Source organism: Rhodococcus sp. P4_F5 (assembly GCF_056401315.1).
This window is the reverse complement of sequence record NZ_JBFUJP010000071.1, coordinates 1-25,640: the sequence shown is the minus strand read 5'-3', so window position 1 is coordinate 25,640 and position 25,640 is coordinate 1. Positions and strand designations below refer to the sequence as shown.

24 protein-coding genes and 1 pseudogene are annotated in these 25,640 nt (G+C 71.8%); 10 read left to right on the top strand and 15 right to left on the bottom strand.

The genetic code is table 11. The features are described from left to right. Positions 1 to 65 precede the first annotated feature (65 nt). Positions 66 to 464, bottom strand: coding sequence for a DUF7144 family membrane protein (locus tag AC1DU4_RS21595; RefSeq protein ID WP_477843306.1), 399 nt, complete (start codon positions 462 to 464; stop codon positions 66 to 68). Between the two features lie 171 nt (positions 465 to 635). Between AC1DU4_RS21595 and AC1DU4_RS21590 the strand changes: the two are divergent. Beyond that, positions 636 to 827 (top strand): annotated as a pseudogene (locus tag AC1DU4_RS21590) (three-helix bundle dimerization domain-containing protein); the annotation flags it as partial. A gap of 275 nt (positions 828 to 1,102) precedes the next feature. Here the strand turns inward: AC1DU4_RS21590 and AC1DU4_RS21585 are convergent. Both AC1DU4_RS21585 and AC1DU4_RS21580 read right to left on the bottom strand, forming a co-directional pair. Then, positions 1,103 to 3,499 (bottom strand): serine/threonine-protein kinase, encoded by a 2,397-nt coding sequence (locus AC1DU4_RS21585; protein ID WP_477843302.1) that lies wholly within the window; start codon positions 3,497 to 3,499, stop codon positions 1,103 to 1,105. 12 nt (positions 3,500 to 3,511) lie between these two features. Continuing rightward, the gene (locus AC1DU4_RS21580) at positions 3,512 to 4,345 is read right to left on the bottom strand and encodes an alpha/beta hydrolase family protein (RefSeq protein WP_477843300.1); all 834 of its coding nucleotides are present in this window, start codon (positions 4,343 to 4,345) and stop codon (positions 3,512 to 3,514) included. Between the two features lie 46 nt (positions 4,346 to 4,391). On the opposite strand from AC1DU4_RS21580, the gene AC1DU4_RS21575 reads away from it, so the two are divergent. Beyond that, the gene (locus AC1DU4_RS21575; RefSeq protein ID WP_477843299.1) at positions 4,392 to 5,504 is read left to right on the top strand and encodes an N-formylglutamate amidohydrolase; all 1,113 of its coding nucleotides are present in this window, start codon (positions 4,392 to 4,394) and stop codon (positions 5,502 to 5,504) included. Positions 5,505 to 5,524: 20 nt separating this feature from the next. Here the strand turns inward: AC1DU4_RS21575 and AC1DU4_RS21570 are convergent, their stop codons facing one another. The 9 genes from AC1DU4_RS21570 to AC1DU4_RS21530 all read right to left on the bottom strand — a co-directional run bounded on the left by AC1DU4_RS21570 (position 5,525) and on the right by AC1DU4_RS21530 (position 14,259). After that, complete coding sequence (locus tag AC1DU4_RS21570; RefSeq protein ID WP_072842499.1) at positions 5,525 to 6,859, bottom strand: anaerobic C4-dicarboxylate transporter family protein; 1,335 nt, start codon at positions 6,857 to 6,859, stop codon at positions 5,525 to 5,527. 183 nt (positions 6,860 to 7,042) lie between these two features. Continuing rightward, positions 7,043 to 7,747: a TetR/AcrR family transcriptional regulator gene (locus AC1DU4_RS21565; RefSeq protein WP_477843296.1), complete on the bottom strand. Its 705-nt coding sequence runs from the start codon at positions 7,745 to 7,747 to the stop codon at positions 7,043 to 7,045. 127 nt (positions 7,748 to 7,874) lie between these two features. Further along, the gene (locus tag AC1DU4_RS21560) at positions 7,875 to 8,918 is read right to left on the bottom strand and encodes an alpha/beta hydrolase (protein WP_477843294.1); all 1,044 of its coding nucleotides are present in this window, start codon (positions 8,916 to 8,918) and stop codon (positions 7,875 to 7,877) included. 301 nt (positions 8,919 to 9,219) lie between these two features. Next, positions 9,220 to 10,845, bottom strand: a complete 1,626-nt coding sequence (gene groL, locus AC1DU4_RS21555) for a chaperonin GroEL (RefSeq protein WP_072842496.1) — start codon at positions 10,843 to 10,845, stop codon at positions 9,220 to 9,222. A 245-nt stretch (positions 10,846 to 11,090) separates the two neighbouring features. Next, on the bottom strand, positions 11,091 to 11,561 hold the full coding sequence (locus AC1DU4_RS21550) for a DUF6764 family protein (protein ID WP_072842809.1): 471 nt from the start codon (positions 11,559 to 11,561) through the stop codon (positions 11,091 to 11,093). 204 nt (positions 11,562 to 11,765) lie between these two features. Beyond that, complete coding sequence (locus tag AC1DU4_RS21545; protein ID WP_477843292.1) at positions 11,766 to 12,557, bottom strand: HAD-IIA family hydrolase; 792 nt, start codon at positions 12,555 to 12,557, stop codon at positions 11,766 to 11,768. Between the two features lie 88 nt (positions 12,558 to 12,645). Next, the gene (locus AC1DU4_RS21540) at positions 12,646 to 13,650 is read right to left on the bottom strand and encodes a DUF1648 domain-containing protein (protein WP_477843290.1); all 1,005 of its coding nucleotides are present in this window, start codon (positions 13,648 to 13,650) and stop codon (positions 12,646 to 12,648) included. After that, positions 13,647 to 13,994: a GntR family transcriptional regulator gene (locus tag AC1DU4_RS21535; protein WP_072842494.1), complete on the bottom strand. Its 348-nt coding sequence runs from the start codon at positions 13,992 to 13,994 to the stop codon at positions 13,647 to 13,649. Before AC1DU4_RS21535 ends, AC1DU4_RS21540 begins: the two co-directional genes overlap by 4 nt. 85 nt (positions 13,995 to 14,079) lie before the next feature. Further along, positions 14,080 to 14,259, bottom strand: coding sequence for a hypothetical protein (locus tag AC1DU4_RS21530; RefSeq protein WP_477843288.1), 180 nt, complete (start codon positions 14,257 to 14,259; stop codon positions 14,080 to 14,082). A gap of 162 nt (positions 14,260 to 14,421) precedes the next feature. Here AC1DU4_RS21530 and AC1DU4_RS21525 point away from each other — a divergent pair, with 162 nt between their 5' ends. Next, complete coding sequence (locus AC1DU4_RS21525) at positions 14,422 to 14,892, top strand: SRPBCC family protein (RefSeq protein WP_477843286.1); 471 nt, start codon at positions 14,422 to 14,424, stop codon at positions 14,890 to 14,892. A gap of 3 nt (positions 14,893 to 14,895) precedes the next feature. Here the strand turns inward: AC1DU4_RS21525 and AC1DU4_RS21520 are convergent, their stop codons facing one another. Together AC1DU4_RS21520 and AC1DU4_RS21515 are read right to left on the bottom strand one after the other, a co-directional pair. After that, positions 14,896 to 15,621: an ankyrin repeat domain-containing protein gene (locus AC1DU4_RS21520; protein ID WP_477843284.1), complete on the bottom strand. Its 726-nt coding sequence runs from the start codon at positions 15,619 to 15,621 to the stop codon at positions 14,896 to 14,898. After that, positions 15,618 to 16,223 (bottom strand): GlcG/HbpS family heme-binding protein, encoded by a 606-nt coding sequence (locus AC1DU4_RS21515; protein ID WP_477843282.1) that lies wholly within the window; start codon positions 16,221 to 16,223, stop codon positions 15,618 to 15,620. Before AC1DU4_RS21515 ends, AC1DU4_RS21520 begins: the two co-directional genes overlap by 4 nt. A gap of 215 nt (positions 16,224 to 16,438) precedes the next feature. Here AC1DU4_RS21515 and AC1DU4_RS21510 point away from each other — a divergent pair, with 215 nt between their 5' ends. The 6 genes from AC1DU4_RS21510 (at position 16,439) to AC1DU4_RS21485 (ending at position 23,480) form a co-directional block, all read left to right on the top strand. After that, positions 16,439 to 17,623, top strand: a complete 1,185-nt coding sequence (locus AC1DU4_RS21510; RefSeq protein WP_477843280.1) for a sensor histidine kinase — start codon at positions 16,439 to 16,441, stop codon at positions 17,621 to 17,623. After that, entirely contained in the window at positions 17,620 to 18,246 is a 627-nt protein-coding gene (locus AC1DU4_RS21505; protein WP_477843278.1) for a response regulator, read from the top strand. Before AC1DU4_RS21510 ends, AC1DU4_RS21505 begins: the two co-directional genes overlap by 4 nt. A gap of 271 nt (positions 18,247 to 18,517) precedes the next feature. After that, a complete protein-coding gene (locus AC1DU4_RS21500) occupies positions 18,518 to 19,231 on the top strand; it encodes a phosphatidylserine decarboxylase (protein WP_477843276.1) in 714 nt (237 codons plus the stop codon). A gap of 47 nt (positions 19,232 to 19,278) precedes the next feature. Then, a complete protein-coding gene (locus AC1DU4_RS21495; RefSeq protein WP_477843304.1) occupies positions 19,279 to 20,073 on the top strand; it encodes a CDP-alcohol phosphatidyltransferase family protein in 795 nt (264 codons plus the stop codon). Positions 20,074 to 20,119: 46 nt separating this feature from the next. Next, complete coding sequence (locus AC1DU4_RS21490) at positions 20,120 to 21,241, top strand: alpha/beta hydrolase (protein ID WP_477843274.1); 1,122 nt, start codon at positions 20,120 to 20,122, stop codon at positions 21,239 to 21,241. 37 nt (positions 21,242 to 21,278) lie between these two features. Beyond that, complete coding sequence (locus tag AC1DU4_RS21485; protein WP_477843273.1) at positions 21,279 to 23,480, top strand: AAA family ATPase; 2,202 nt, start codon at positions 21,279 to 21,281, stop codon at positions 23,478 to 23,480. Between the two features lie 54 nt (positions 23,481 to 23,534). On the opposite strand, the gene AC1DU4_RS21480 is transcribed toward AC1DU4_RS21485, so the two are convergent. Then, on the bottom strand, positions 23,535 to 24,287 hold the full coding sequence (locus tag AC1DU4_RS21480; RefSeq protein WP_477843271.1) for an isocitrate lyase/PEP mutase family protein: 753 nt from the start codon (positions 24,285 to 24,287) through the stop codon (positions 23,535 to 23,537). Between the two features lie 101 nt (positions 24,288 to 24,388). Between AC1DU4_RS21480 and AC1DU4_RS21475 the strand changes: the two genes are divergently transcribed. After that, positions 24,389 to 25,640: hypothetical protein (locus AC1DU4_RS21475; RefSeq protein WP_477843269.1), on the top strand; the 1,252-nt coding region annotated here is incomplete at its 3' end.

Sequence of the window (25,640 nt, the reverse complement as noted above, 5' to 3'; positions counted from 1 at the left end):
GGGCTCGCCCGGTCGACTCGCCGCACGCTCAGGCAGAGCGAACGTCGCCACTTTCGGCGGCGTGGTCAGGCGCGATCCGGATCCCAGGTCGAGACGGCCCAGATGACGACGATGTCGAGCGCGATGATGAGCACCGACCACCAGGGGTAGTACGGCAACCACATGAAATTCGCGAGAATCGAGATCGCCGCGACCACCACCGCGCACACTCGCGCCCAGTCCGCCCCGGTGAACAGCGAAAGCCCGACCGCCGCGACCACGACGCCCAGACCGATGTGAATCCAGCCCCACGTGGTGAGGTCGAACTTGTACACGTATTCCAGCCCCACCACGAACACCTGGTCCTTGGCAACCGCGGCAATGCCTTGGAACAGCTGGAGGATACCGACAGTCACCATGATGACGGCCGCCCCGATCGAGGTGCCCGCTGCAACGCTCCGCTTTGTCGATGTTGGGTCCGACATGACCGTCCCCTTTCGTGCGGCGGGCAGAGTGACCCGCGTGCGACCATTCTGCGCCGATTGCGCCGGGGTCGGTCGCGAATTCAGGCATTCGACGTCGACGACCCGAATCGTTATGTTTCCGAATCCATTTCGGTCCTTGACCACGGCTCTTGCCGAGCAGACGATGAATCGATGACCGGTGACGACGAATTGCTCCAAGTCGACCAAGTCATCAAGCGCTTGATCACTCGATACCCGTCCGTCTCACCGGTGGACATCGAGCACACGGTGCGCAGCATTCACGCGCGCTTCGAGAACGGCAGGATCCGCGACTACGTGCCTCTCCTCGTCGAGAAGGCGGCCCGACGCGACATCGCCGACCAGATGTCGCGAGTGACAGCGGCGCCTACGGCGGTGCCGTCTGCACCCGCTGCAGTTCCGTCTGCACCCTTGGCGGTGTCGTCTGCACCCGCGGCAGTTCCGTCTGCGCCCTTGGCGGTGTCGTCTGCACCCGCGGCGGTACCGTCTGCACCCGCGGCGGTGCCGTCTGCACCCGCGGCGGTGCCGTCCCTCGGCTGACCGCGGGGTCCCGATCTGATGATCCGAGGCCGCTTCCGAGGCCACAAGAACCGTTGGGCCGCATCGCCCCGCCTCCGAGACTACGGTGGCGACGACCCGCTCGCCGACATCGAGGGCGGCGAAGAAGGCGACTGCTGCGACGTCCGGGGCCGGCCGTGGCCGGGCACCGCGCCCGACGGCACCCCGAAGGTGGCCACCCGCGCCAGGGCCCGCAGGTCTGAGTCGATCCGGCGGAACAACTGGTAGACCCCGATGAAGGCGAGGATGCCGCCCAGGCACAGCACGCGGACCGTCATGTTCACGGTGCTGCCCGGACCCGCTCCGACGAAGCTGAGTCCCGCGACCCCGACCAGCGGCACCGACGCCGCCACCGCCAGGTAGCGGGTGCTGACGAGGCGCAGGGTCCGGATGTCGCGGCCGTCGTCACTGCGGATCTCGCCGTGCGACAACAGGATCGGGTACAGGCACCGGACCGCGTAGTACGTCACGATGAAGAAGGGGTAGGCGACCGCGACCGCCCCGCACACCACCAACGACGTGATCAGGTGCGTGTACGCCCCGAGCGGGATGCCGCCGGCCGCGACCTGCAGGGCGATCGGGTAGACGATCCCGGCCACCATCCACAGCGCAAAGCTGACCACGACCGCGCGGTGCCCCATGTTCAGCGTCGCCGCGCGCGCCCGGCCGAGCACCACGGGTCCGTAACTGCGGCCCTCCCGCACCCCGCGCGGCACGGTGAGCGCGAGCCGACACCACGAGAGGATCAACAGCGCCCCGAGTGGGAACGCCAGCGCCCCGATCACCAGGTGCACCTGCTCGAGATAGTGCTGCGCCGGCACGGACAGCCCCGAGACGATGAGTTCCCTGTTGTAGTAGTAGTTGTAGCCCGCCGCCAACAGGTTCGGGATGCCGATCGCGGCGATCATGACGGGCAGCGCCCACCGCCACATCCTCGCGCGTCTGCTCGCCGGCGGCGGGTCGACCAGGTCGCGGGCGTGCGGGTCCAGGCACAGCGCGAACTGCCGGGCCAGCTTGCGTCCACTCGACCAACGGTCGGCCGGGTCGGGCGCGAGCGACCTGAGCAGGACTCGTCGCAGCGCGGCCGGGCAGTCCGCGGGGAGCGACGACTGCCTCGCGTCGTCCACGCCCCGGCGCCGCCGCTCGAGCAGCACCGCGGGTGACTCACCGGACCGGGCATCGACAAAGGGCCTCGAGCCCGTGAGCAACTCCCACAGCATCACGCCGAGCGCGTAGATGTCGCTGCGGGTGTCGATCCGGGCGACGGCGGCCGCCTCCGGCGCGCTGACCGCGGCCAACTGCTCCGGCGACATGTAGGCGACGGAACCGCCCATCACCGAGCCGCCGCCGGGCACGTCCACCTCGGCGCTGGAACTGACGTTGAAGTCGGCCAGCTTGGGCTCGCCCTCGACGGTGAGCAGCACGTTCGCGGGCTTGATGTCGCGGTGCAGCACCCCGCGGTCGCTGGCGTAGTCCAGTGCCTCCGCCAGCCGCAGCCCGATCCAGGCGACAGTCTCCGGCCAGGACAACGCGGCGATCTCGGTTCGGATGCCGGAGTCGGCCGGCCTGATCTCGCCCTTACGGGCGAGGACGCCGTCGATCGAGTCGAGCAGCAGCCGCCCGCTCCGGTGCTCCGGCGGGGTGTCGCGGACCAGCCGCAGCACGTCCAGCAGGGTCCCGCCGGGCACGTACTCCATGAATAGCATCCGCAGTTGCCGGTCCTCGAGCACCCGCTGGTCGAAGACTCGGACGATGTACGGGTGGTCGAGCTGGGCCAGGGTCTGCGCCTCGGTGCCGACGTTGCGGGAGATCTTGAGCGCCACCCAGCGCTGCATGGAGCGTTGCCGGGCCAGGAACACCCGGGCGAACGCGCCGTGGCCGAGCTCGGTCACCAGGTCGAAGTCGTCGAGACGATGCCCCACCGCGAGGTCCTCGCTGCCCGGCAGGTCGAGCCCGCCCGCTCCCACGCTCCGCGGGTCGTGTTCGCGCAGCCACTCGAAGCGTTCGGCCTGCAGCGGAAACTCCGCGACGTACTCGTCGGGGTCGACGGCCTCGCCGCTCAGGCGCCGTACCCGGTACTCCTCGTAGACGAGCTCCGGCGGCAGCGGCGCGGCCAGCAGCTCCGGGAACTCGAGGCAGTAGTCCGCGATCCGCTTCGGCCGGTGCGCGCGCAGCCACCGGTAGGCCAGGTCGACCATGATCAACTCCACCAGCGCGGCGCGCCGGACCGCGTCGGTGTCCGGCAGGTAGTCGGTCAGGTCGGACGGCGCGCCGGACTCCTCCCAGTGCGCGACGAGTCGCCCCACGCCGGTGTCGACGACGAACCCGGTGTTCGGACCGCTCCCCCGCGACCGGATTCCCCGCGGCTCGGCGGACGACGGCCCGGTGTCCGGGCCGAGCGTCGGGGGCGGACCGGCGACGACGGTCGCGTCACCCTGGTGCGGCGCCGGCCTGTCCATGGTGGCTCGCGGTCAGGACCGGTCGTGCAGCCACTGTTCGATCCGGTCTACGGTGGTGTCCGGCTTGCGAATCCAGCCGTTGTGCCCCAACGGCTCGGGCTGGTGCCAGGTGGTGAGATCCGCCTTCGGCAGCTTGCGGACCAGGTTCGCGATCGCCGGTTTCGGTGCCAGGTCGTCGTCCTCGACGGAGATCGACAGCACCGGCAGCGCGAGCCGCGCGATGCGTTCCTCGTAGTCGATGTCCGCGCCCGCCGGTTCGATGACGCCGGTGCGGGCGAACCGCGACCAGTCCGAGACGAGCACCCGAGACTGCCTTCCGAATCCGCCGACGTCGAGCCGGTCCCCCGGCCAGAAGCCGGCGACGTTCGCGGTCACCGACATCGCCGCCGACCCGAGCAGCAGGCCCGCACCGCGGACCGGGCCGTGGCCGCGGTGGTACGGCGAGCCCGACGCCACCAGGATCAGCCCGCCCAGCTTGCCCCGCGCCCGCGCCGCGTACATCACCCCCAGCTGACCGCCCATGCTGTGTCCGAGCAGGTACGGCGTGCTGGCGGGGAACCGCTCGCGCACCACCTCGAAGGTCGCCGGGAAGTCCACCGACGCCAACTCCTGGTAGCCGTACCCGCTGTCCGGTCCGGGCCGCGGCCGGCTGTCGCCCTGGCCTCGCAGCTCACCGACGGCCGCGTTGAATCCGCGGTCCACGAGGGCCTGCGCCACCGGGTCGTAGAAGCCGCCCGGCACCCCGAGCCCGGGGAAGATCACCACCACCGGCGCCTCCTCCCGGCCCGGGAAGAGCCGCACCGGGATCGTCGTACCGTCCGGAACCTGAATCGGAATGGTCTCCACGCGTCAATACTCTCCCCTCGGCGGCCCGGCCGATAGTGTTCCGCCCATGGCACCCGCTGATCCGTTGCTCCTGCCCGTCGGGACCAGGTACACGCCGGACGACCTGACCTTCTACGCCGACCCGGAGCGCCGCAGCCTCGACGACGCGCTGGCCGAGGCCGATCTGCTGGTCAGCTGCCCCCACTCGGGTGCCGCCGTCCCGGCCGAGCTGTCCGAGTTCCTGGCACCCGAGTTCACCCGCCGGCTGCAGTTCGACTTCTCCGACTGCTCGACCGCCCCGGTGGTGCGGCGGTGGGCTCAACTCGACCCGCGGATCGTGTACGTCGAGAACCCGCACCCGCGGATGTTGAGGGACCCGAACCGGGCCGAGCCGGCGGACCTCTACGAGACCCTGCGGGAGGCGTTCGCCCGGGTCCGCGCGGCCGGCGCCTGGAACAGGGTGGACCTGACCGGGGTGGACGCCATCCGGCCGGTCACCTTCTCCTTCTTCCCGCTGCTGCGCGAACCGGCCGACGACGCCGGACTGCGCCGACTGGCCGAGACGTTCGCCGAGGTGGCCGAGCGTGGGCTGGGCGTGTACGAGCGGACGCGCGATCGCCTGGTCGACCGGATGGTCGAGCTCGCCTTCGACAAGGCCGGGCGCACCGGCGAGGCCGTCGAGTTCAACACGCTCTCCTTCCACGACACCATGAACCACACCACCACCCGCGACGGTGCGGTGAACGTCGAACGTGCCCCGGCGGACCGACTGCCGAACGTGGTGGCGCTGTCGAACCGCGGCGACCATGCGGGAGAGCCCCGCGGGGACAACCCGGTGAGCATGGACCCGGCCGCGCTGCGCGCACTGGCCGCGGCCCACCGCACGGGGTTCGCGGTGACCGAGCCGGACGCGGTCGCGCTGAACCAGCCGTACCTCGGCAGCCAGGAGATCATCTCCGCCGGTGCACGTTTGCGGGCGTTGGGCCCGCGGGCGGCGGCGGCCGGGGTGACGCTCGGTGCGGTGCAGGCCGAGTTCCGTCGCGAGTTCCTGCTCGGCCCGGCACTGACCGCGCGGCTGCAGGCGCCCGGGGTGGACTGGCCCGAGCCCGACCCCGAACGCGTCGACCAACTGGCGCGGGCCTGCCAGGCCAGCTGGGACGCCTACCGCAACCGCGGCTGACGAGCGACACCACGCACCGCTCAGCCGAGCAGCAGCCCGATCAGCGAACCCGCGGTGATCGTGGTGACCGCGAGGACGAGTGTCGGCACGAAGAACGAGTGGTCGACCAGCTTGGTACCGAGCTTGGTGCTGCCCGACTCGTCGAAGTTGGCGGCCGCGATCTGTGATCCGTTGGTGGGCAGCAGGTAGATACCGGCGAAGGCGCCGGCCCACATGCCGGTGAGCAGTCCGGGCGCCAGCCCCGCGGCCAGGCCGATGGGCACGATCGTCCGGGTGGCCGTCGACTGGCTGGTGGTGAGCACGCAGACCAGGAACACGCCGAGCGCGAAGATCCACGGCCACGCGTTGACCCAGTCACCCACGGTGCTGGTGATCAGCTCGAGGTGGGCGCTGATGAAGGTGTCGGTCAGCCAGGCCAGGCCGAAAAGGGCGATGGCCGAGACCATGCCGGCCTTGAACACCGACGAGGTGGGTACGTCGGCGACGTTGGGCCGGCTCACCAGCAGGATCAGGGTGCCGACGAGGAACATGATCATCTCGATGATCGGCGTCATGCCCATCGGCGATCCGTCGGCGGCCTCTGGACGAATTCCCTTGAACAGACCGAACACCACGATCGCGGCGACGCCGAGCAGGAAGATCAGGGCGGCGTTTCGGCCCGCCGTGGACGACTTGAGTTCCACCGTGCTCATGCCGCCGGACGGGGCGGCGATTGCGCCGGAGGCGATGCGCGCCTGGATCTCCGGGTCGTCCTCGATGTCCTTGCCGAGCCGGTTGACGACGATCGAGGACAGGATGATTCCGATGACCGCGGCGGGCAGCGTGATCATGATGATGTCGATCAGCTCGAAGTTGTACGGCGCCACGTCGGTGAGGGTCACCATGGCGGCCATTGCCGCGGAGACGGGACTACAGGCGAGCGCGACGCCGGTCGCGACCACCGACAGCGACAGCGGGCGGGACGGGCGGATCCCGTTGCGGTAGGACGCGTCGTAGATGACCGGCAGCAGCGGGTACAGGATGTTGGAGGTGCCGGCGCCGACCGAGAACAGGAACGAGACCAGCGGCGCGATCAGCGTGATCTGCTTGGGCCGCTTGGCAATCAGGTCCGCAGCGATCGTCACCATCCAGTCGATGCCACCGGCGACCTGCATCATCGACGATGCAAGGACCACGGACAGGATGATCAGCAGCGCGTCGACCGGCGGGCTGCCGACGTCCTCCCCGAACACGAACACCAGCACGGCGACGCCCGCGCCGCCCCAGAGTCCGAGCGCGACGCCGCTCGACCGGGTGCCCATGACGATGGCGCCGAGCACCACGATCAACTCCAGGACGATCTTCACCGAATCCACACGCAACCACCTTGCCTCGACGTCGGGCAGCGACCGTGCCGGCCTTACCCGCGGATGTGCGGGATGTTACGCATGCCTAGGGATTTTGCCGGGGAGTGCGCCGCGACGCTCCGGGCCGGCCACGAGGCTGGTGGGCGGGCCGGTCACGGGGCTGGTGGGCGGGCTGGTCACGGGGTGAGCGGGTCAGTCGCGGGGCGGGAAGCGCAACGCGTTCGCCCACAGCCGGGTGGTCGCCGACACCAACGTCTCGAAGTCGAGGGGTTCGTCGTCGTCCTGCCCGTCGCCGAGCACGAGGACGCCGTAGGCGAGCCTGCTCACCATGCCGGAGAGGGCGCGCGAGGCGACCAACGGGTCGATGCCCGCGTCGGCGATCCCGCGGGCCTGCAGGTCCGCGATGCCGCGCGCGTTCCGTCGGACGAACGCCTCCGCCCGCCGGGTGCGGAACTTCCGGAACACCGGGTCCACGTGCGCCACCTGTTCGAGCAGCCCCATCAGCTTCGCGTTGCGCCGGTAGGCCTCGAGGTAGGCCCTGTTGCTCGCCTCGAGTACCGCGTACGGGTCGTCGGTGCCCTGCACCCGGCCCATGCCGGGATGCATCATGTCCTCCTGCGCCTCCGCGAGGACGGCCGCGAACACCTCCTCCTTGCTCGCGAAGTAGGTGTAGAAGGACCCGGTCGCGCAGCCGGCCTCCCGCGCGATGTCGGCGAGGCGGGTGTCGAGGTAGCCGTCACGTTCGAAGACCGTCCGTGCGGCCGTCACGAGCCCGGCCCGGGTCTTCACGCCGCGCCTGGTGACCGGCGGGTCGCGAAGCAGCGCCGGTGGCGCCATCGACGGCGGGCGAGTGTCGTCCTCGTCGGGGGTGCCGTCGACGGACGGGGTGGAGTCCATCCCACAGGTATACCTGAATCCGGCGTCATATTTGAAACTTCGGTTTCGCGGCCTGGGACGACAAAGGCGCCGACCCCGCAGTGCGGGATCGGCGCCTTGTCGAACTCAGTGGCTCAGTGACTCGGTGTCACAGGCCGATCGTACGGGCCAGCATCGGCCAGGACTTGTGCAGGTCGTCCTGCCAGTAGCCCCACGAGTGGGTGCCGTTCGGGCGGAAGTCGACGACCGCCGGGATGCCGAGCTGGCCGAGACGCTTGGACAGGTTGTTGGTGCACAGCAGGGTCGCACCCTCGATGATGCCGCCGACGACGACCTGGTTGGCGAGACCCGACATTCCGCCGGTCTTCTCGATGGTGTCGTGCGGGCCGGGCAGGCCGTTGCCGGTGGAGATGTACATCTCGATGCCGCGCAGCTTCTCCGCATTGACGACCGGGTCGTTCTCGACCCACAGCGGGCCGTCCTTCGGACCCCACATGTTGTCGAGGTTGCCGCCGCCGCGCGAGTCGACGACCATGTCGATGTAGGCCTGGCCGGCCGGGGTGCTGGTCTCGGCGCAACCGCTGTAGGCCCCGACGCTCTTGTACAGCTTCGGTGCGGCGATGGCGAGGTTGAGCACCGAGGTGCCGGCCATGGAGATGCCCGCCAGCGAGTTCACGCCGTTTGTCTTGAGCCCGGCGTCGATGATGGGAGGCAGCTCCTGGGTGAGGAACGTCGTCCACTTGTTGTTACCGAGCTTGGGGTCGGTCTTCACCCAGTCGGTGTAGTAGCTGAACGCGCCACCGACGGGGGTGACCACGTTGACTTCCTTGTCCTTGAAGAAGTCGGCGATGTCGGTGCGCTTCTGCCAGGTCGCGCTGTCCTCGCCGCCGCCGGCACCGTTGAGCAGGTACAGGGTGGGGGCCGGCTTGGACGTGTCGACGGGGCGCTGGAGCTTGAGCGGGATGGTCTTGTCCATCGACTTCGAGTAGACGTAGGCGGTCTGCTGACGGCCGCTGCCCTCGATCCGGACGAGGTACGAGCCGTTGTCGGACTTCGCCGCGGCAGTCTCGGGCGAGGTGGCCGAGGTCGGCGCCGCCTGGGCGAGGCCGCCGCCAACGAGCGGCAGAATCGTCAGAGCGGCCACTGCGGCCGCGATCCGACCTGCTCGACCGGATCGTCCAAACTTGGGCATACGTCCCACCTTGACTGTCGACTTTTCGTTGAGTAGCTACTCGATAACTCTGAATACAGCACCAACGGTTCCCGCCGCTCTGCAGGGGAACCGTTGTGAGCTCTCGCGCCGATAGTTTCACCCGCGCGGCGCCGCGATGTCCAGCGATTCGAAAAAATGGTCAATTCCTTGACCATTGACGCAGGTCCAGCGGCCTCGGATCGACAATGTCACAATCCGGGCCGGCTCGGCCCACCGACACGACGGGGCCCGGGCAGCCTGCAGAACAGGCGACCCGGGCCCCGGACGTGAGGGAACGGACTCAGAAGTCCATGCCGCCCATGCCACCGGTCGGGTCGCCCGCGGGCGCACCGGCCTTCTCGGGCTTGTCGGCGACAACGGCCTCGGTGGTCAGGAACAGGGCCGCGATGGACGCCGCGTTCTGCAGCGCCGAGCGGGTGACCTTGACCGGGTCGTTGATGCCGGCGGCGAGCAGGTCGCCGTACTCGTTGGTCGCGGCGTTGAGGCCGTGGCCGGCGGGCAGGTTGCGCACCTTCTCGGCGACAACACCGGGCTCGAGGCCCGCGTTGAAGGCGATCTGCTTGAGCGGAGCCTCGAGCGCAACGCGCACGATGTTCGCGCCGGTGGCCTCGTCGCCCTCGAGCTTGAGGTCGTCGAGAGCCGGAGCGGCCTGCAGCAGGGCCACGCCGCCGCCGGCGACGATGCCCTCCTCGACGGCAGCCTTGGCGTTGCGCACGGCATCTTCGATGCGGTGCTTGCGCTCCTTGAGCTCGACCTCGGTCGCGGCTCCGGCCTTGATCACTGCAACGCCACCGGCCAGCTTGGCCAGGCGCTCCTGCAGCTTCTCGCGGTCGTAGTCCGAGTCCGACGCCTCGATCTCGGCGCGGATCTGGTTGACGCGACCGGCGATGGCGTCGGCGTCGCCGGCACCCTCGACGATGGTGGTCTCGTCCTTGGTGATGACGACCTTGCGGGCCTGGCCGAGCAGCTCGAGTCCGGCGGTTTCCAGGGAGAGGCCGACCTCTTCGCTGATGACCTCGCCACCCGTGAGGATGGCGATGTCGGCGAGCTGCGCCTTGCGGCGGTCACCGAAGCCGGGGGCCTTGACGGCCACGGACTTGAAGGTGCCACGGATCTTGTTGACCACCAGCGTGGACAGGGCTTCGCCCTCGACGTCCTCGGCGATGATGACCAACGGCTTGCCGGACTGGATGACCTTCTCCAGCAGCGGCAGCAGGTCCTTGACGGTGGAGATCTTGGAGCTCACGAGCAGGATGTACGCGTCCTCGAGGACGGCTTCCTGACGCTCTGCATCGGTGGCGAAGTACGCCGAGATGTAGCCCTTGTCGAAGCGCATGCCCTCGGTGAGCTCGAGCTGCAGGCCGAAGGTGTTGGACTCCTCGACCGTGATGACGCCTTCCTTGCCGACCTTGTCCATGGCCTCGGCGATGAGCTCACCGATGGACGAGTCGCCTGCGGAGATACCAGCGGTAGCAGCGATCTGCTCCTTGGTGTCGATCTCCTTGGCGGTGTCGAGCAGGCGGACGGTGACGGCCTCGACGGCCTTCTCGATGCCGCGCTTGAGGCCGAGCGGGTTGGCGCCCGCGGCAACGTTGCGCAGACCCTCACGGACGAGAGCCTGGGCGAGCACGGTGGCGGTGGTGGTGCCGTCGCCAGCGACGTCGTCCGTCTTCTTGGCGACCTCCTTGACGAGCTCGGCGCCGATCTTCTCGTAGGGATCGTCGAGCTCGATCTCCTTGGCGATGGACACACCGTCGTTGGTGATCGTGGGGGCACCCCACTTCTTCTCGAGCACGACATTGCGACCCTTGGGGCCCAACGTCACCTTGACAGCGTCGGCGAGGGCGTTGAGGCCTCGCTCGAGACCGCGACGGGCCTCTTCGTCGAACGCGATGATCTTTGCCATTGCGAAGTGATCCTCCGGATTGGGGTGACACACAAGGCGACCGCTCGTCGGGTCGTCTCATTTCACGCAGGGCGATGTCTGCGCAGTGGCCAGGCTCGGTGCCCGCGACGGACGACCAGGGGTGTCGATGGATCCCAGTCTCACCGTCCCGACCTGGCACTCACGTGTCGCGAGTGCCAAGTGCATTTTTAGCACTCGGGGGTGGCGAGTGCAAGGTCACGGGCACCGAACCGGCGACGCCGGGACTAGCGCATCGCGCAGGCCGCACCCGTGTTCAGGTTGATCGCGAAGGAGAGCGGACCCACGCAGTTGACCCCGTCGGCCTGGGCGGTGGCTCCGCTGCCCCAGCCGGCGAGGGCGACGGTGGTCTGCCCGTTCTCCGCGTGCGCACGCGAGATGCCGCCGCCGATGGAGTACGCGTAGGACTGACCGGCGCCCTTCGACCCGGCCAGCGCGACGCCGAAGCCGGTGGCGAAGGTGGTCGCCGAACCCCCGTCGGACACGCTGACCGCGGTACCGCTGTCGGTCGCACCGGAGTTGGCGATCCCGGTGCCGGTGGCGGTCGCGCCGCAACTCGCGTCGCCGATCACCCGGATGTCGTTCGCGGACGGCGGCGACACGCAGTTGACCTGCGCGGCGGACGCGACGCCCGAACCGGCGACGACGACACCTCCCACGATCGCGGCCCCGACCGCCATCGACGCTCCGGCCCGCATGACGAGGGAACGGAACAGGGAACGGTTGCGGAACGAAGTCGGCACGGATCTCCTTCAGAAGTGTTCGGTCTGCTGCGCCGGCGCTCCGGCGCACACGTGGGCGACGGTACCCAAACTTTCCGCGCGCCGGGTATCGATTTCGTTGCGGTTTGCGGCGGACCCGCAAGGCCGGCCGCGCACGTCGCGTCCGGGCACGCAATCCCGTCAGCCGGCCAGCTCGTCCAGCAGCGCGGGCAGGTCCGCCACCGAGTCGAGGATGTGGTCCGGGGCGGCGGGCGCGGCCTCGAGAACCGCGGGCCGGAACTTGCCGGTCCGCACCAGGATTCCGGTCAGTCCGGCGGACTGCGCGGCCAGCACGTCGCTGCGCAGGTCGTCGCCGATCATCACGGTGCGCCCGACCGCGCTGCCCGTCAACTCGGCGGCCGCGACGAACCCGGCCGCCGCCGGCTTGCCGACCACCGTCACGGCCGCGCCGCCTGCCGCCTCCAGCCCGGGCAGGTAGGCGCCGGTGTCGATGCGCAGGCCGTCGTCCGTCGCCCAGGTCAGGCCACCCTGCATCGCGACCACCGGGACCCCGTCCTGCATCAGCTCCACCACCCGGCTCAGGGTGCGGTGGTCGAACTCCGGTCCGGCACCGCCGAGCACCACCACCTCGGGGCGCCGGTCGTCGAGCTCGATGTCGGCCAGGTCCGCGGCGATGTCGCCGTGGTTGACGAGCAGGCAGCGCGCCCCGGGATGGGTGCGGCGCAGGTACTGCGCGGTGAGCGCGGCCGCGGTGACGATCTCCTCGTCGCGCACCGCCAGGCCGCAGTCCCGCAGCGCGCGGGCGATCTCCGCCCGGGTGCGGGAGGTGGTGTTGGTGAGGAAGGCGCGTCCGAGCCCGCGGTCCCGGACCGCGTCCAGCGCCGCGGCGGCGCCGGCGAGCGGCCGCCACGAGGTGACCAGCACCCCGTCGATGTCGAACAGCACGCCCTCGAGTTCCCCGTTGCCGGTCATCGCGACACCCCTTCCGACGCCCGGTTCCACCATGTCCCCCGCGCCCGGGTCCGGCAAGCGGCGGACGACGCCTCGCCGGCCGCGGGCGTCAGTGCGGGACGCGCCCCTGCGCGGCCAGCGCGTTGAGCACCGCCGCCGCCTGGTCGGCGCCGTCGACGGTCACCGTGAACCGGGAGCCGTCGCCGCGGGTCACCCGCAGCGCCGCGCCCGGCCGCACGATCAGCCCGGTGCCGGCGGGACCGATGCGGTAGCCGAAGCCGCCGTACCCGTTGATCAGGCCCACCCGGACGGCCTCCGCCTCGGCGACCTCCGCCAGCGGGATCCGGATCCGCCTGACCGCGACCGGGGACCGGGCCTGCAGCCCGTGGGCGTCGACGACCACCCGCACCGGGGCGAGCAGCAGTGCCGTCAACAACGCGGCCAGGGCCACCAGGCCGAGCACCAGCCACATCGAGCCGACTGAGAAGCCCGCGACGACCAGCACCACGGCCATCGGCACCAGCACCGCCACGACGGCCAGCCACCAGGGCATGACGGCCGAGCCGGACCAACTGACCTGTTCGGTGTCGCCCAAGGGAATTCGTGGCGCGTCGACCGGCGGCGGCGCGACGGCCGCGGCCGCACGCGGCCTGGGCATCGCCGCGTAGCCGGCACCCGCGGCGGCCAGCCCGACKACCGCGGCCAGCAGCATCGCGCCGAGGCCCGCCGAAGCCTGCGCGGCGTCGGTGAGCCCACGCTGAGGCAGGACGGTCGACGCGGCCAGTGCGGCGACGAAGCCGCCGACCCCGGCGCCGAGCGTGACCGCGACCCGAGCCGTGCGCTCGTCCCGCCGGGTGATCGCGAGCTGGATGACGACGAGCAGCGCGGCGACCGCCACCCCGAGCAGCGGGGCCCACCGGACCGTGTCGAGCGCGGCGAAGCCGTCGGCCTTCAGGTCGACGCCGAAGTGCACCGCGACCGGGTCGGGGAGCTCCCCCGCCGCCCCGGCGATCACCGCGGACGCGCCCGCCGCGACGACGACGGGCGGCACCAGCGCCGCGGCCAGCGCGCGCGGCCACGAGACCCGCTGCGTGGCCGATGCCGATGTGGTCATGCCATCTCCTTGTCTACGAGCTCCATGAGTTCGGGTGCGCTCATCCCGTGCCGGCGCGCCTCGGCGACCAGTTCCCGGACCGCCTCCTGCAGCCGGCCCCGCGTGGCACCGGCGGCGACCACCGCGCCGCGTCCACGCCTCAGGTCGATCAGGCCCTCGTCGCGCAGCAACTGGTACCCGCGCAGCACGGTGTGCACGTTGAGGTCCAGCGAGGCGGCGAGGTCCCGGGCGCCGGGCAGGCGTTCACCGGGAGCGGCGGAACCGTCGGCAATGGCACGACGGACACTGGCGGCCACCTGCTCGAAGAGCGGTGTGGCCGCGGACTGGTCTATGCGGATGAGCACGACAATAACACTATAGTTCTAGCCTTAATAGAACAAGTTGGGCAGCCGCCGAGACTCCGGCCCCTCCCCGCACCACGGGGAGGGCTCAGAAGTGGCCGTGACTGACGGCGTCGATCTCGTGCGGGGTCAGCAGTCGCTCGAGTTTCTCGCTCGGCCAGGACTCGGGCCGGCCCTTCATTCGTGCCGACCGCAGGATCGGAACGGCCTGGTCGCGAGCATGTCGCCTGACGTCTGGGATCTTCACGACGATCACTCCGGTACGCATCGGGTCTGGCTTGACGTGGATACCCTGTTCATCGCCCGTCGTCCCCCCGGCATTACACGCTCCGCCCCGGACGCGCCGGTGACCCTTGACGCATCGGCGAGATCGGGCAAGATATGCGTTACGCAGAGTTTCACTAATTCGACGAAACCGGAGACAGAGCCAGTGACGAACACCCTCGAAGCCAGCATCGACATCGACGCCTCGCCCGCCGCGGTCTGGTCGGTGGTCTCGGACCTGAAGCGGATGGGCGAGTGGAGCCCCCAGTGCCGGATGATGCGGGTGTTCGGCGGCGAGGTCAGGCAGGGCACCAAGACGTTCAACGTCAACAAGAAGGGCCTGCTGGTGTGGCCGACCTCCTCGAAGGTCACCCGCTTCGAGCCGAACGAGGCCATCGCGTGGCGCGTCGTGGAGAACCACACCATCTGGACCTACGAGCTGACCCCCACGGAGAACGGCACCACCCTGACCGAGCGCCGTGAGGCCCCCACGGGCACCACCAAGATCTCGTCGTTCCTGGTCGACAAGATGATGGGCGGCACCGCCGGGTTCGAGCAGGACATGATCAAGGGCATGAACACCACCCTCGCCCGGATCAAGTCCGAGGTCGAGTCGAAGGCCCCCGCCGCGCGCTGACCGTCAACCTCCCTCCCGCAGCAGCGCCGCGACGTCCTCCTGGCCGCGGCGCTGCGCGTGTTGCAGCGCGGTCCGGCCGTCCGCGTCCGCGATCGACCGGTCGGCGCCCGCCGCGAGCAACTGCCCGACCACATCCTGGTAGCGGGTCGACCCGTCGCCGTAGACCACCGCCTCGAGCAGTGCGGTCCAGCCCGGCTCGTTGACATGGTCGACCGGGACGCCGGCGCGGATCAGGGTGCGCACCGTCTCGACGTGGCCGTGCTCGGCGGCCGGGATCAGCGCCGTGCCGCCGAACCTGTTGGTGTCGCCCACGTCGGCACCGTGCGCGAGGGTCAGCGCGAGGATCTCGTCGTGTCCCTCCGCGCCCGCGTAGAGGAACGCCGAGTCCTCCAGGTCGTCCTTGGCGTTCACGTCGGCGCCCGCGTCGACCAGCAGTCGAGCCGCGTCGACCGCGTCGGCCTTGGCGGCCGCCACCAGCGGCGTCCGGCCACCCTCGTCCCGCGCCTCGAGGTCTGCGCCCTGCGCCAGCGCGGCGCCCACCGCGACCGCGTCGTCGGACCGGACGGCCGCGAACAGGTCCCGTTCCGACTCCGGGGTCGACAGGAGCGGCGCCGACGGGGCGGGTGGGGCCGACGGGGCGGGTGCGGCGACCGTCCGGTCCGGGCCACCGCAGGCGACRCTGACCGCGACGGCCCCGCCGAGGACGGCGACGGTCAGCGCACGCCTCACTGCAACGACCCCGCGATGGCGTCGAGGCCGGCCGCGGCGCACGCCTGATCTGCCCGCCCGTCGGGCGCGCCGCCGACGCCGATCCCCGCGATCGAGGCGCCCGCCGCCTTCACCGTCACGCCGCCGGGCAGGAAGAGGGTGCCCGGCAGGTCCGCGACGGTCGCGCCGTCCCCCTTCGCCCGGTCGGCCAGGTCACCGGTGTTCGCGCCGAAGGCCGCCGCCGTGTACCCCTTCTGCCGGGATGCCTCGACGGTGTGCTCGGCCGCATTGTCGCCACGCAACAGCGCCTGCACATTGCCGTTCCGGTCGACCACCGAGACCGTGACGAMGCCGAGCCCGTCGGCCTGGCACTTCGCGAGTGCGGCCTGCGCGGCCTTTCCGGCGGCCGCGACGGTCAGCCGGTTCGCCGTCACGGTGCCACGTGCGGCCGGGTCGGCGGGGGTCTGGGCCATCGCGGCCACGGTGGTGACCGGCGTGGTCGACGCCGCCTTCTCGTCGATGCCGCTGCCGCACGCCGCGGTGGCGAGGACAGCCGCCAGCGGGACGGCGACGGCAAGGGTCTTGGGCAGTCGGCGGGAGAGGTTCAGGCGGGCGAGGTTCATCGGGGCCTTTCGGTAGCGGCTTCGCGGGCCGTGCGCGTTGTCCGCCCCGATCGGGGCGACCGGGACGCACGGCCGGGCTGACAGGTTCCAGCGTCGCCGCCCGGCGCACCCACCCGCATCGGACGCACGTCTGCCTCCCGGTCAGCCGTCGGGTGCCGGCGAGATCATCCGAATGGCCGATCCGGCGGCGGCGCCAGCTCCGTAGGATCGGTCCGATGTCCAGCCCCGACACCGCTCGCCCGGATGGCGGCGCCCCGCAGTCCTGGGGCCCGCTCGACGTCGCGATCCACGTGTCCTTCTACGTGCTGCTGGCGACCTCCACCGGCCGCTACCTGACCTATCACGGTCTCGGCGGCCGGTTCGTCGTCGTCGCCGCGCTGATCGCGGCGCTGGCGGCCCTCTACACGGTGATCGTGGTCGCGTCCCGCCGCGGCGCCGACTGGCAGCCCTGGGTGTGGCCGGTCCTGACCACCTGGGCAGTGCTGGTGTGGCTGGCACCGAGCTTCGCGTGGTGTGCCTTCCCGATGTTCTTCCTGTGCACCCGCGCGTTCACCCGACGGACGGCGTACCTGATCGTCGCGCTGCTCGCCGTCCTCACCAGCGTGGCCTTCTTCAACTTCAGTGGCCGCACCGAGTGGGCGGTGCTGGTCGGGCCGCTGTGCACCGGCGCCCTGGTCGTACTGGCGTACGGCCAGATCGAGCGGAACAGCCGCGAGCGGGTGCGACTGCTCGAGGAGGTCGCGGCGGCGAAGACCCGGCTCGCCGAGACCGAACGGGACACGGGGGTGCGCGCCGAACGGGACCGGCTGGCCCGGGAGATCCACGACACCGTCACGCAGGGCCTGACCAGCAGCCTGCTACACCTCGAGGCCGCTGCCGAACAATGGGACCGACCCGGCTCCGAGGCCCGCGAGGAGGTCGCGATCGCCACCGCCGCCCTGCGCGCGAACCTGGCCGAGACCCGGAACCTCGTGCACTACCTGGCCTCGCCGGACCTCGAGGCCCGGCCCCTGGACGCCGTCCTGCTCGACGCGGCCCGCGGCTACTTTCCGTCGGCGCGGCTGCGGGTGATCGGCACGCCGGTCCCGCTGCCCTCGGAGGTCGGGCACGCGCTGCTCCGGATCACCCAGAGCGCGGCCGCGAACGTGAAACGTCACGCGAACGCGCAGACTCTGGGGGTGACCCTGACCTACCTGCCGGAGTCCGTGGCCCTGGACGTGTTCGACGACGGCCGCGGCTTCGCGGTGAACGAGGTGGCACCGGCCTCCGCGGCGGGCGGGTTCGGCCTGCACGCGATGCGGCAGCGGGCGGAGTCGCTGGGCGGCACCCTCACCGTGGAGAGTGCCCCCGGCGAGGGCACCGTCGTCGCCGCGCTGATCCCGGCGATCGGCGCGCGATGAGCACGATCACCGTGCTGCTGGTCGACGACCATCTGGTGGTGCGCGCGGGCCTGCGGGCACTGCTGGACTCGCAGCCCGACATCGAGGTGACCGCCGAGGCCGAGTCCGGCGAGCAGGCCGTCGCGGCGGTCGCGGAGCAGGTACCGGACCTGGTGATGATGGACCTCTCCCTGGGCGCGGGGATCGACGGCATCGAGGCGATCCGGCGGATCCGGGCGGCGCACCCCGACCTGCCGGTGCTGGTGTTCACCACCTACGACACGGACGCCGACGTGGTCCGCGCCGTCGACGCCGGCGCCATCGGCTACCTGCTCAAGGACTCGACCCCACCGGAGATCTTCGGGGCCGTCCGGGGCGCGGTCGCCGGCCAGAGCGTGCTGTCCCCGCCGGTTGCCGCCCGGCTGCTGCACCAGATGCGCCGGCCCGACGAGGCGCTCACCGCACGCGAGGCGGAACTGCTCACCCTGCTCGCCGAGGGCCTGACCAACAAGGAACTGGGCAGGCGGCTGTTCATCAGCGAGGCCACGGTGAAGACGCACCTGGCGCACATCTACGCCAAGCTCGGCGTGGACAGCAGGGCGGGCGCCGTGTCGGCCGCGCTGCGCCGCGACGGGATCCGCTGAACGTTCGGACTACGTCAAGCTCGACGAGGACGACTCCGCCCGCTCCCACCTGGACGCGGCCGAGGCCGTCTGCTCGGCGCTGCCGGACGACGGTACGGGGCCACGATCCGGGGCGCCGTCGCGCGACTGCGGGACCGGCTGGGCCCCACCGACCGGTTCCCGACAGCGCAGCGGGGTCCCCGTAGGCCCTGACCTCCGCTAGCCTGTGGTGATCCGCGGGCGGCCGTAGCCGCCGGGGGAAGATGCAGTCACCGAACAGTAAGAGGAGCCCGTGGCCCGCCGACCCACCCCGCTTGGTACACCGCAACCGACTGGCCTCGCGCACGTCGCCGACCTGGTCCGTAGCACGATTCCGCCGCTGCACCCGGCCGGCCTGCCGTTCGTGCTCACCCCGCTCGCCGTCGCCGCGCTCGCGCGCCGGCACCGGTGGGTCCGCCGCACGGCGCTCGCCGCCGCGGGCGCCAGCGCCGCCTTCTTCCGGCACCCGCACCGGGTCCCGCCGAACCGCGCGAACGTCGTGGTCTCCCCCGCCGACGGCGAGGTGGCGCTGGTCGACACCGCGGTGCCGCCCGCCGAGCTGAACATGGGTGAGAACCCGGTGCCGCGGGTGAGCATCTTCCTGTCCGTGCTCGACGTGCACGTTCAGCGCAGCCCCGTCGCCGGCGAGGTCCTCGCCGTCGTGCACAAGGCGGGCAAGTTCCTCTCCGCCGACCTCGCCGAGGCCAGCGACGCCAACGAGCGCAACTCGATGCTGCTGCGTACCTCGGGCGGCCACGAGATCGCCGTCGTGCAGATCGCCGGGCTCCTCGCGCGCCGGATCGTGTGTGACGCCAAGGTCGGCGACCGACTGCCGATCGGCGACACCTACGGGCTGATCCGGTTCGGCTCGCGGGTCGACACCTACTTCCCGGAGGGCACCACCCTGATGGTCGAGCGGGGACAGCGCGCCGTCGGCGCCGAGACTGTCCTCGCCCAGCTTCCGTGAACGGACCCCGCCGCGTCGCCACCAGCGGGCTGCTGCTGCTGCCGAGCATGCTGACGATCCTGGCCCTGTGCGCCGGCCTGTCATCGGTCAAGTTCGCGCTGGAGGGAGACCTCGGCTCGTCGCTGGCGATGATCGGGGCGGCGGCGGTGCTGGACTCGCTCGACGGACGCATCGCCCGGATGCTCGACGCCACCACCAAGATCGGCGCCGAGCTGGACTCGCTGTCCGACGCCATCTCCTTCGGCGTCGCCCCCGCGCTGGTGCTCTACGTGACGCTGCTCGACGGCACCAGCGCCGGCTGGATCGTCGCGCTCGTCTACGCGGTGAGCATCGTGCTGAGGCTGGCCCGGTTCAACACGCTGCTCGACGACGACACCGCGCCGGCCTACACCAGCGAGTTCTTCGTCGGGGTGCCCGCGCCCGCGGGAGCCCTGATCGCGCTGGCACCGATCGCCGCCTACCAGCAGTGGGGCGAGGGCTGGTGGTCGTCGTTCTGGCCGGTGGCCGTCTGGACCGTGCTGTCGGCGGCGCTGATCGTCAGCCGGATCCCCACCCTGGCGATGAAGACCTTCTCGGTCCCCCGCCGGATGGCGGCGCTGCTGCTGATCGGCGTCGCGCTGACCGCGGCCGCGCTGATCACCTACCCGTACGTGCTGCTGATCGTGCTGGTGGCCGCGTACCTGGCGCACATCCCGTTCGCCGTCCGCTCCAAGCGCTGGGTCGCCGCCCGGCCCGAGGTGTGGGACGTCAAGCCGGCCGAGCGCCGTGCCATCCGGCGGGCACCCGACGGCGTCCGGCCCGGTCGCTCCGCGGCCCGGCTCGGCCTCCGGCGCCCCCGCTAGAGGCCATGTCGGGCGGTGTCCGTTCCGCCCGATATGGTCGTGCCCCATGCGAACTGTGCGACGACGGTGGCTGGTCGGTGCGGGACTCCCGGTGCTCGCTCTCCTGGGGGTGACGGCCGCGCCCGCCGCCGCGATCCCGCCTGCCGCCCCGGCACTGCCCGCCCTGCCGGACGCCGGCTCGTCGAGCGTGCCGGTCGGGGATGACTCCGAGGTGACCTTCGACTCGGATGGGCTCACCTTCCGCGGCAGCGTGCGCACCCCGGCGCGGACGACGCCCGGGGTCGCCGCCCTGCTGCTGCCCGGCAGCGGTCCGACCGACCGCAACGGGAACCAGTCCGGAATCACCTCCGACACCCTGCGCCGCATCGCCGACGGACTCGCCGAACAGGGCATCGCGAGCCTGCGGTTCGACAAGGTCGGATCGGGCGCGACCGGTCTCGCGGGCCTGACCCCGGAGCAGCTCGCCGAGTACGGGTTCACCGACCAGGTCGACCACGCGGCGGCTGCCGCCGAGCTGCTGGCCGAACGCACCGGCGTGCCCGCCGACCGGCTGGTGCTGCTCGGCCACAGCGAGGGCGGGCTCACCGCACTGGCGCTTGCGCAGCGCGGCATCGGCCACGGCGGGCTCGGTCTGCTGGCGCCGCTGCCGATGCGCTACCTGGACCTGCTGACCGCACAGCTGCACACGCAACTCGACGCCGGGGTCGGGTCCGGCCGGATGCCCGCCGCGGACGCCGACGCGGTCCGTGCGAGCCTGCGCGCGAGCGTGGAGTCGCTGCGCACCACCGGGACTGTTCCGGCCGATCAGGATCCCACGCTCGCCCGGGCCGGACTGAGCTCGGCGAACGAGCGGTTCCTGGCCGAAGCCGACGCGCTCGACCCCGTCGACCTGGCCGCCTCGGTTCCCGCGAGCACCCCGGTGCTGCTGACCTGTTCGGACAAGGACCTCAACGTCAGCTGTGGTCAGGTGACGGCCCTGCGTGAGGCCCTCGACACACGGACACCCGGGCACGCGGACACCACCTTCGCGCACTTCGCCAACGCGAGCCACCTCCTCGACGAACTCGGCCCGTTCCCCCCGAGCACCCTCGACATCCTGGTGCCGCTGCCCGAGTCGACGGAGTTCGCGGCGGCGGCGCGCGACTGGTCGGCGCGGCTCGGCGGCTGACGGCGCGCACCGGGCCGGCGACACTAGGCTGGTCCGCGTGACCACCCCGGAACTCACGCTCACCGCCCGGTTGAACACGTCCGCCGCCGACGCCCGCCGCGGGGTGGTGCGCCTGCACCCCGAGGCACTGGCCGCACTCGGGCTGCGGGAGTGGGACGGCATCGCCGTGATCGGCGCCCGCCGCACCGCCGCCGTGGTGGCCCGGGCGCCACGCGGGACGCCCACCGGCACCGCACTGCTGGACGACGTCACGCTGTCCAACGCCGCGCTCAAAGAGGATGCACGGGTGGTGATCTCGCCGGTGACCGTGTACGGCGCGCGAGCCGTGACCGTGACCGGGTCCGCGCTGGCGGTGCAGTCCATCTCCGAGACCACCCTGCGGCAGGCGCTGCTCGGCAAGGTGCTCAGCGTCGGCGACACCGTCTCGCTGCTGCCCCGCGACCTCGGTCCCGGCACGTCCACCGCGGGTGCGACCCAGTCACTCTCGCGCACCTTCGGCGTCGCCTGGACCTCGGAACTGCTCACCGTCGCCGCGGTGGATCCGGCGGGTCCGGTGAGCGTGCAACCGAACTCGGCCGTCGGATGGGGCACCGCGGGCGCAGTCCGGGCCGCGGCGCCTGCGGGCATCGCGGCCGTCGTGGGCACGGCGGCACCGGCCGCGGCGAGTCCGGCTCCCCGGGTCGCGCCGCCCGCCGTCTCGGACCTGGTGGGCGTGGGTGCCCAGGCGGGCAAGCTCACCGAGTGGCTCACGCTCGCCCTGGACGAGCCGGAACTGCTACGGACGCTGGGGGCCTCACCCCACCTCGGGGTGCTCGTCACCGGACCGGCGGGCGTGGGAAAGGCGACGCTGGCCCGCTCGGTCCTGGCCGGCCGTGGCGTGACGGAACTTGACGGGCCCGCGGTCGGCGCGCTCGACTCCGCCACCCGCCTGCAGCGAGTGACCGATGCCGTCGCGCGGGTCGCCGGCGGGGCGGGCGGTGTACTGCTGGTCACCGACATCGACGCGCTGCTGCCCGCGCCGCCCGAGCCGGTGTCCACGCTGATCGTCGACGAACTGCGACGGGCCGTCGAGACCGCGGGCGTGGCCTTCGTCGCCACCACCGCGCACCCGGACGCGCTCGACCTCCGGGTGCGCGGCCAGGACCTCTGCGACCGCGAACTCACCCTGGCCCTGCCGGACGGCGCACAGCGCCGGGCGCTGCTCGAACTGCTGCTCCGCAAGGTCCCGACCGGCCACCTGACCCTCGCCGAGATCGCCTCACGCGCACCGGGGTTCGTCGCGGCCGATCTCGCCGCCCTGGTCCGCGAGGCGGCGCTGCGGGCGGCCTCGCGCGCCAACACCACCGGCGAGGACCCGGAGCTGCGCCAGGAGGACCTGGTCGGGGCGCTGGAGGTGATCCGGCCGCTGTCGCGGTCCGGCACCGAGGAGCTGGCGGTCGGCAGCGTCACCCTCGACGACGTCGGCGACATGGTCGAGACCAAGCAGGCCCTCACCGAGGCGGTGCTGTGGCCGTTGCAGCACCCGGACTCGTTCGCCCGGCTCGGGGTGGACCCGCCGCGCGGGGTGCTGCTGTACGGCCCGCCCGGCTGCGGCAAGACGTACCTCGTGCGGGCGCTGGCGAGTTCCGGCCAGCTGAGCGTGCACGCCGTCAAGGGTGCCGAACTGATGGACAAGTGGGTCGGCGCCTCGGAGAAGGCGGTACGCGAATTGTTCCAGCGCGCACGCGATTCCGCTCCGTCACTGATCTTCCTCGACGAGGTGGACGCGCTGGCACCGCGGCGCGGGCAGTCGTCCGACTCCGGGGTGAGCGACCGGGTGGTCGCGGCGCTGCTGACCGAGCTCGACGGCATCGAACCGCTGCGCGACGTGGTGGTGCTCGGCGCCACCAACCGCCCGGACCTGATCGATCCCGCGCTGCTGCGCCCCGGACGCCTCGAGCGCCTGGTGTTCGTGCCGCCGCCGGATGCCGAGGCGCGCAAGGAGATCCTGCGAACCGCGGGCCGGCCGGTACCGCTCGCGTCGGACGTCGACCTGGACGCCCTGGCCGTCGACCTGGAGGGCTACAGCGCCGCGGACTGTGCGGCGCTGCTGCGGGAGGCCGCACTGGCCGCCATGCGCCGCAGCGTGGACGCCGCCGACGTGACCGTCGCCGACATCGCCGCGGCCCGTGAGGCGGTACGGCCCTCGCTCGACGCCGAGCAGGTCGCCCACCTGCAGGCCTACGCCGACCGGCGCTGACCTAGCCGAGCCCGCGCCCGGTCGGGACGCGGCGGACTCGGGCGCCGTCTCGCGTTACTGCCAGCGGGCGAGCAGGGCGGTCGCGTGCGCGGACAGGGCGCCCTGCAGCAGCGGACCGAAGCTGACCCGGCCGACACCGAGGTCCGCGAGCTTCGTCCGGTCGCCGGCGACCGGATCCGCAATCGCGTTGACCGGCAACGGCAGTGCTGCGGTCAACTGCCGCTGCACCWCGTCGGTGTGGAACCCGACGGGGTACAACACGTCCGCGCCGGCCTCCGCGGCCAGGGTCAGCCGCGCGATGGCGCGCTGCACGCGGTCCGCCTCGTCGCCGACCTGCTTGAGGAACAGGTCGGTGCGGGCATTGATGACGAGGTGCACACCGGACGCGTCCGCGGACCGGCGCAGCGCGCCGACCAGGTCCGCGTGCTCCTGGGCCTCACGCAGCCGGCCGCCCTCCCGGTGCACGGTGTCCTCGATGTTCAGTCCTACCGCGCCCACCTCGATCAGCCCGTTGATCAGGGTGTCGGGGTCGAGTCCGTAGCCCGACTCGAGGTCCACGGAGACCGGCAGGTCCACGGCGTTGGTGATCTGCGCGACGCGGATCATCACCTCCCCGAAGCTCATTCCCTCGTTGTCGGGCTTGCCGAGCGAGTTGGCGACCGGATGGCTGCCGACGGTGAGCGCCTGGAAACCGGCCTGCTGCGCGAGGCCTGCCGACCACGCGTCCCACACGGTCGGGAGAATCACCGGATCGCCGGGCCGGTGCAGCCCGAGCAGGGTGGTGGCCTTTTCGGTGATCGATGTCATGCCGGCTCCTCGCGTGTGTGTGAACGTGAAGATCGTGGCACGCCCGCCGCGTCGACGCGACATTGGCGCGCCCGTCGGCAACTGTCGGTTAGCGTCGGCAAATGCCTGTCGATGCCCGCGCGGCCCTGTCCGCGCTGACCGCACTGCTCGGCGGCGCACTGGCCGCCTTCGTCCTCACCGCCCCGCCGGGCGGGCGCTGGTCCGTCTCCGCGTCCGATCGCGAGCTGGACCGGTACATCAGCGCGCAGCCGACCGGCGTCGCGATGGGGGTGGTGCTGGCGGTGGTGGTGTACCTGCTGCTGCAGCACCGAGGGTCGCGGCGGCTGGCGTGGGCGACGATGGCGGCGGCTACCGCGGTGCTGGTCGGTGGCCGGTTCGCCGTGGTGGGGGTGGCCGGACTGGACGGGCTGACCGCGCTGCACTACCTCAAGACCGCTGCCGCGGGCGCGATCCTGGGCGCGGCGGTGGCGGCGGTGTGGGGGCGACGGGTGGGCCAGCTGACGCTGACCCTCGGCGTGACGGTGGTGTTCCTCGCGGCTCCGGTGTTCGGGTCCGCCGCGGTCTCGTACAGCACGTCCGTGATCGGCGAGCCGTCCTGGTGGCTGCTCGCGGCGGCCGGGGCGGGCGCGGTCGCCTGCGCCGTGGTCCGGGACGAGGGCAGCCGGGTCCAGCGGGCCGGCGCGCACGAACTGCGAGTGGCGCTCGCCTCGGCGGTCGCGATCGCGGTGTCGAACCGGCTGCTGCTGGCCTGGATCGGGCAGCAGCCGGTGGACGCCTCCAGGTCCACCGCGTGGGCGGTGATCGCGGTGTCGGTCGCGGTGGTGCTGGTGACGACGGAGGTGTGCGCCCGGATGGCCGACGGGCCGGACGGCCGGTTCCTGTTGGGCGCCACGGCGATCGCGGCGGCCGCGACGCCGGTGCTGGCGGACCTGCGGGTGCCGCGACTCGGGGTGGCCGATTTCGGCGTGGCCCCGTGGGTCGCGCTGACGGTGGCCGTGCTCTCGGTCGCGGTCGGGCTGCGGGCATCGATGCGCTGGCGGCTCCCGCTCGCCGGACTCGCGCTGGCGGCGGTGGTTCCGCTGCTCGCCGCGCTGTGGCCGGACCTCGGCAACAGTGGCGCGCTGCTGCTGGTGCGACTGGCGCTGGTGGGGGCCGGGGCCGGTCTCGCCCTGGGCGCCACCGCGCCCGGAGCCGCCGCGTTGGCCGCGACGGGACTCGGKATCCCGTTCGTGTCCACGGTCTTCTACGCCGTCGCAACGGTGCCCACGACGCGCACCGTCTTCGGCGGCAGCTACCAGCCGCTGCCGGGCGTCGAGACGAGCCGGGGCCCGGACGCCGTCCTCGACCGCGAAC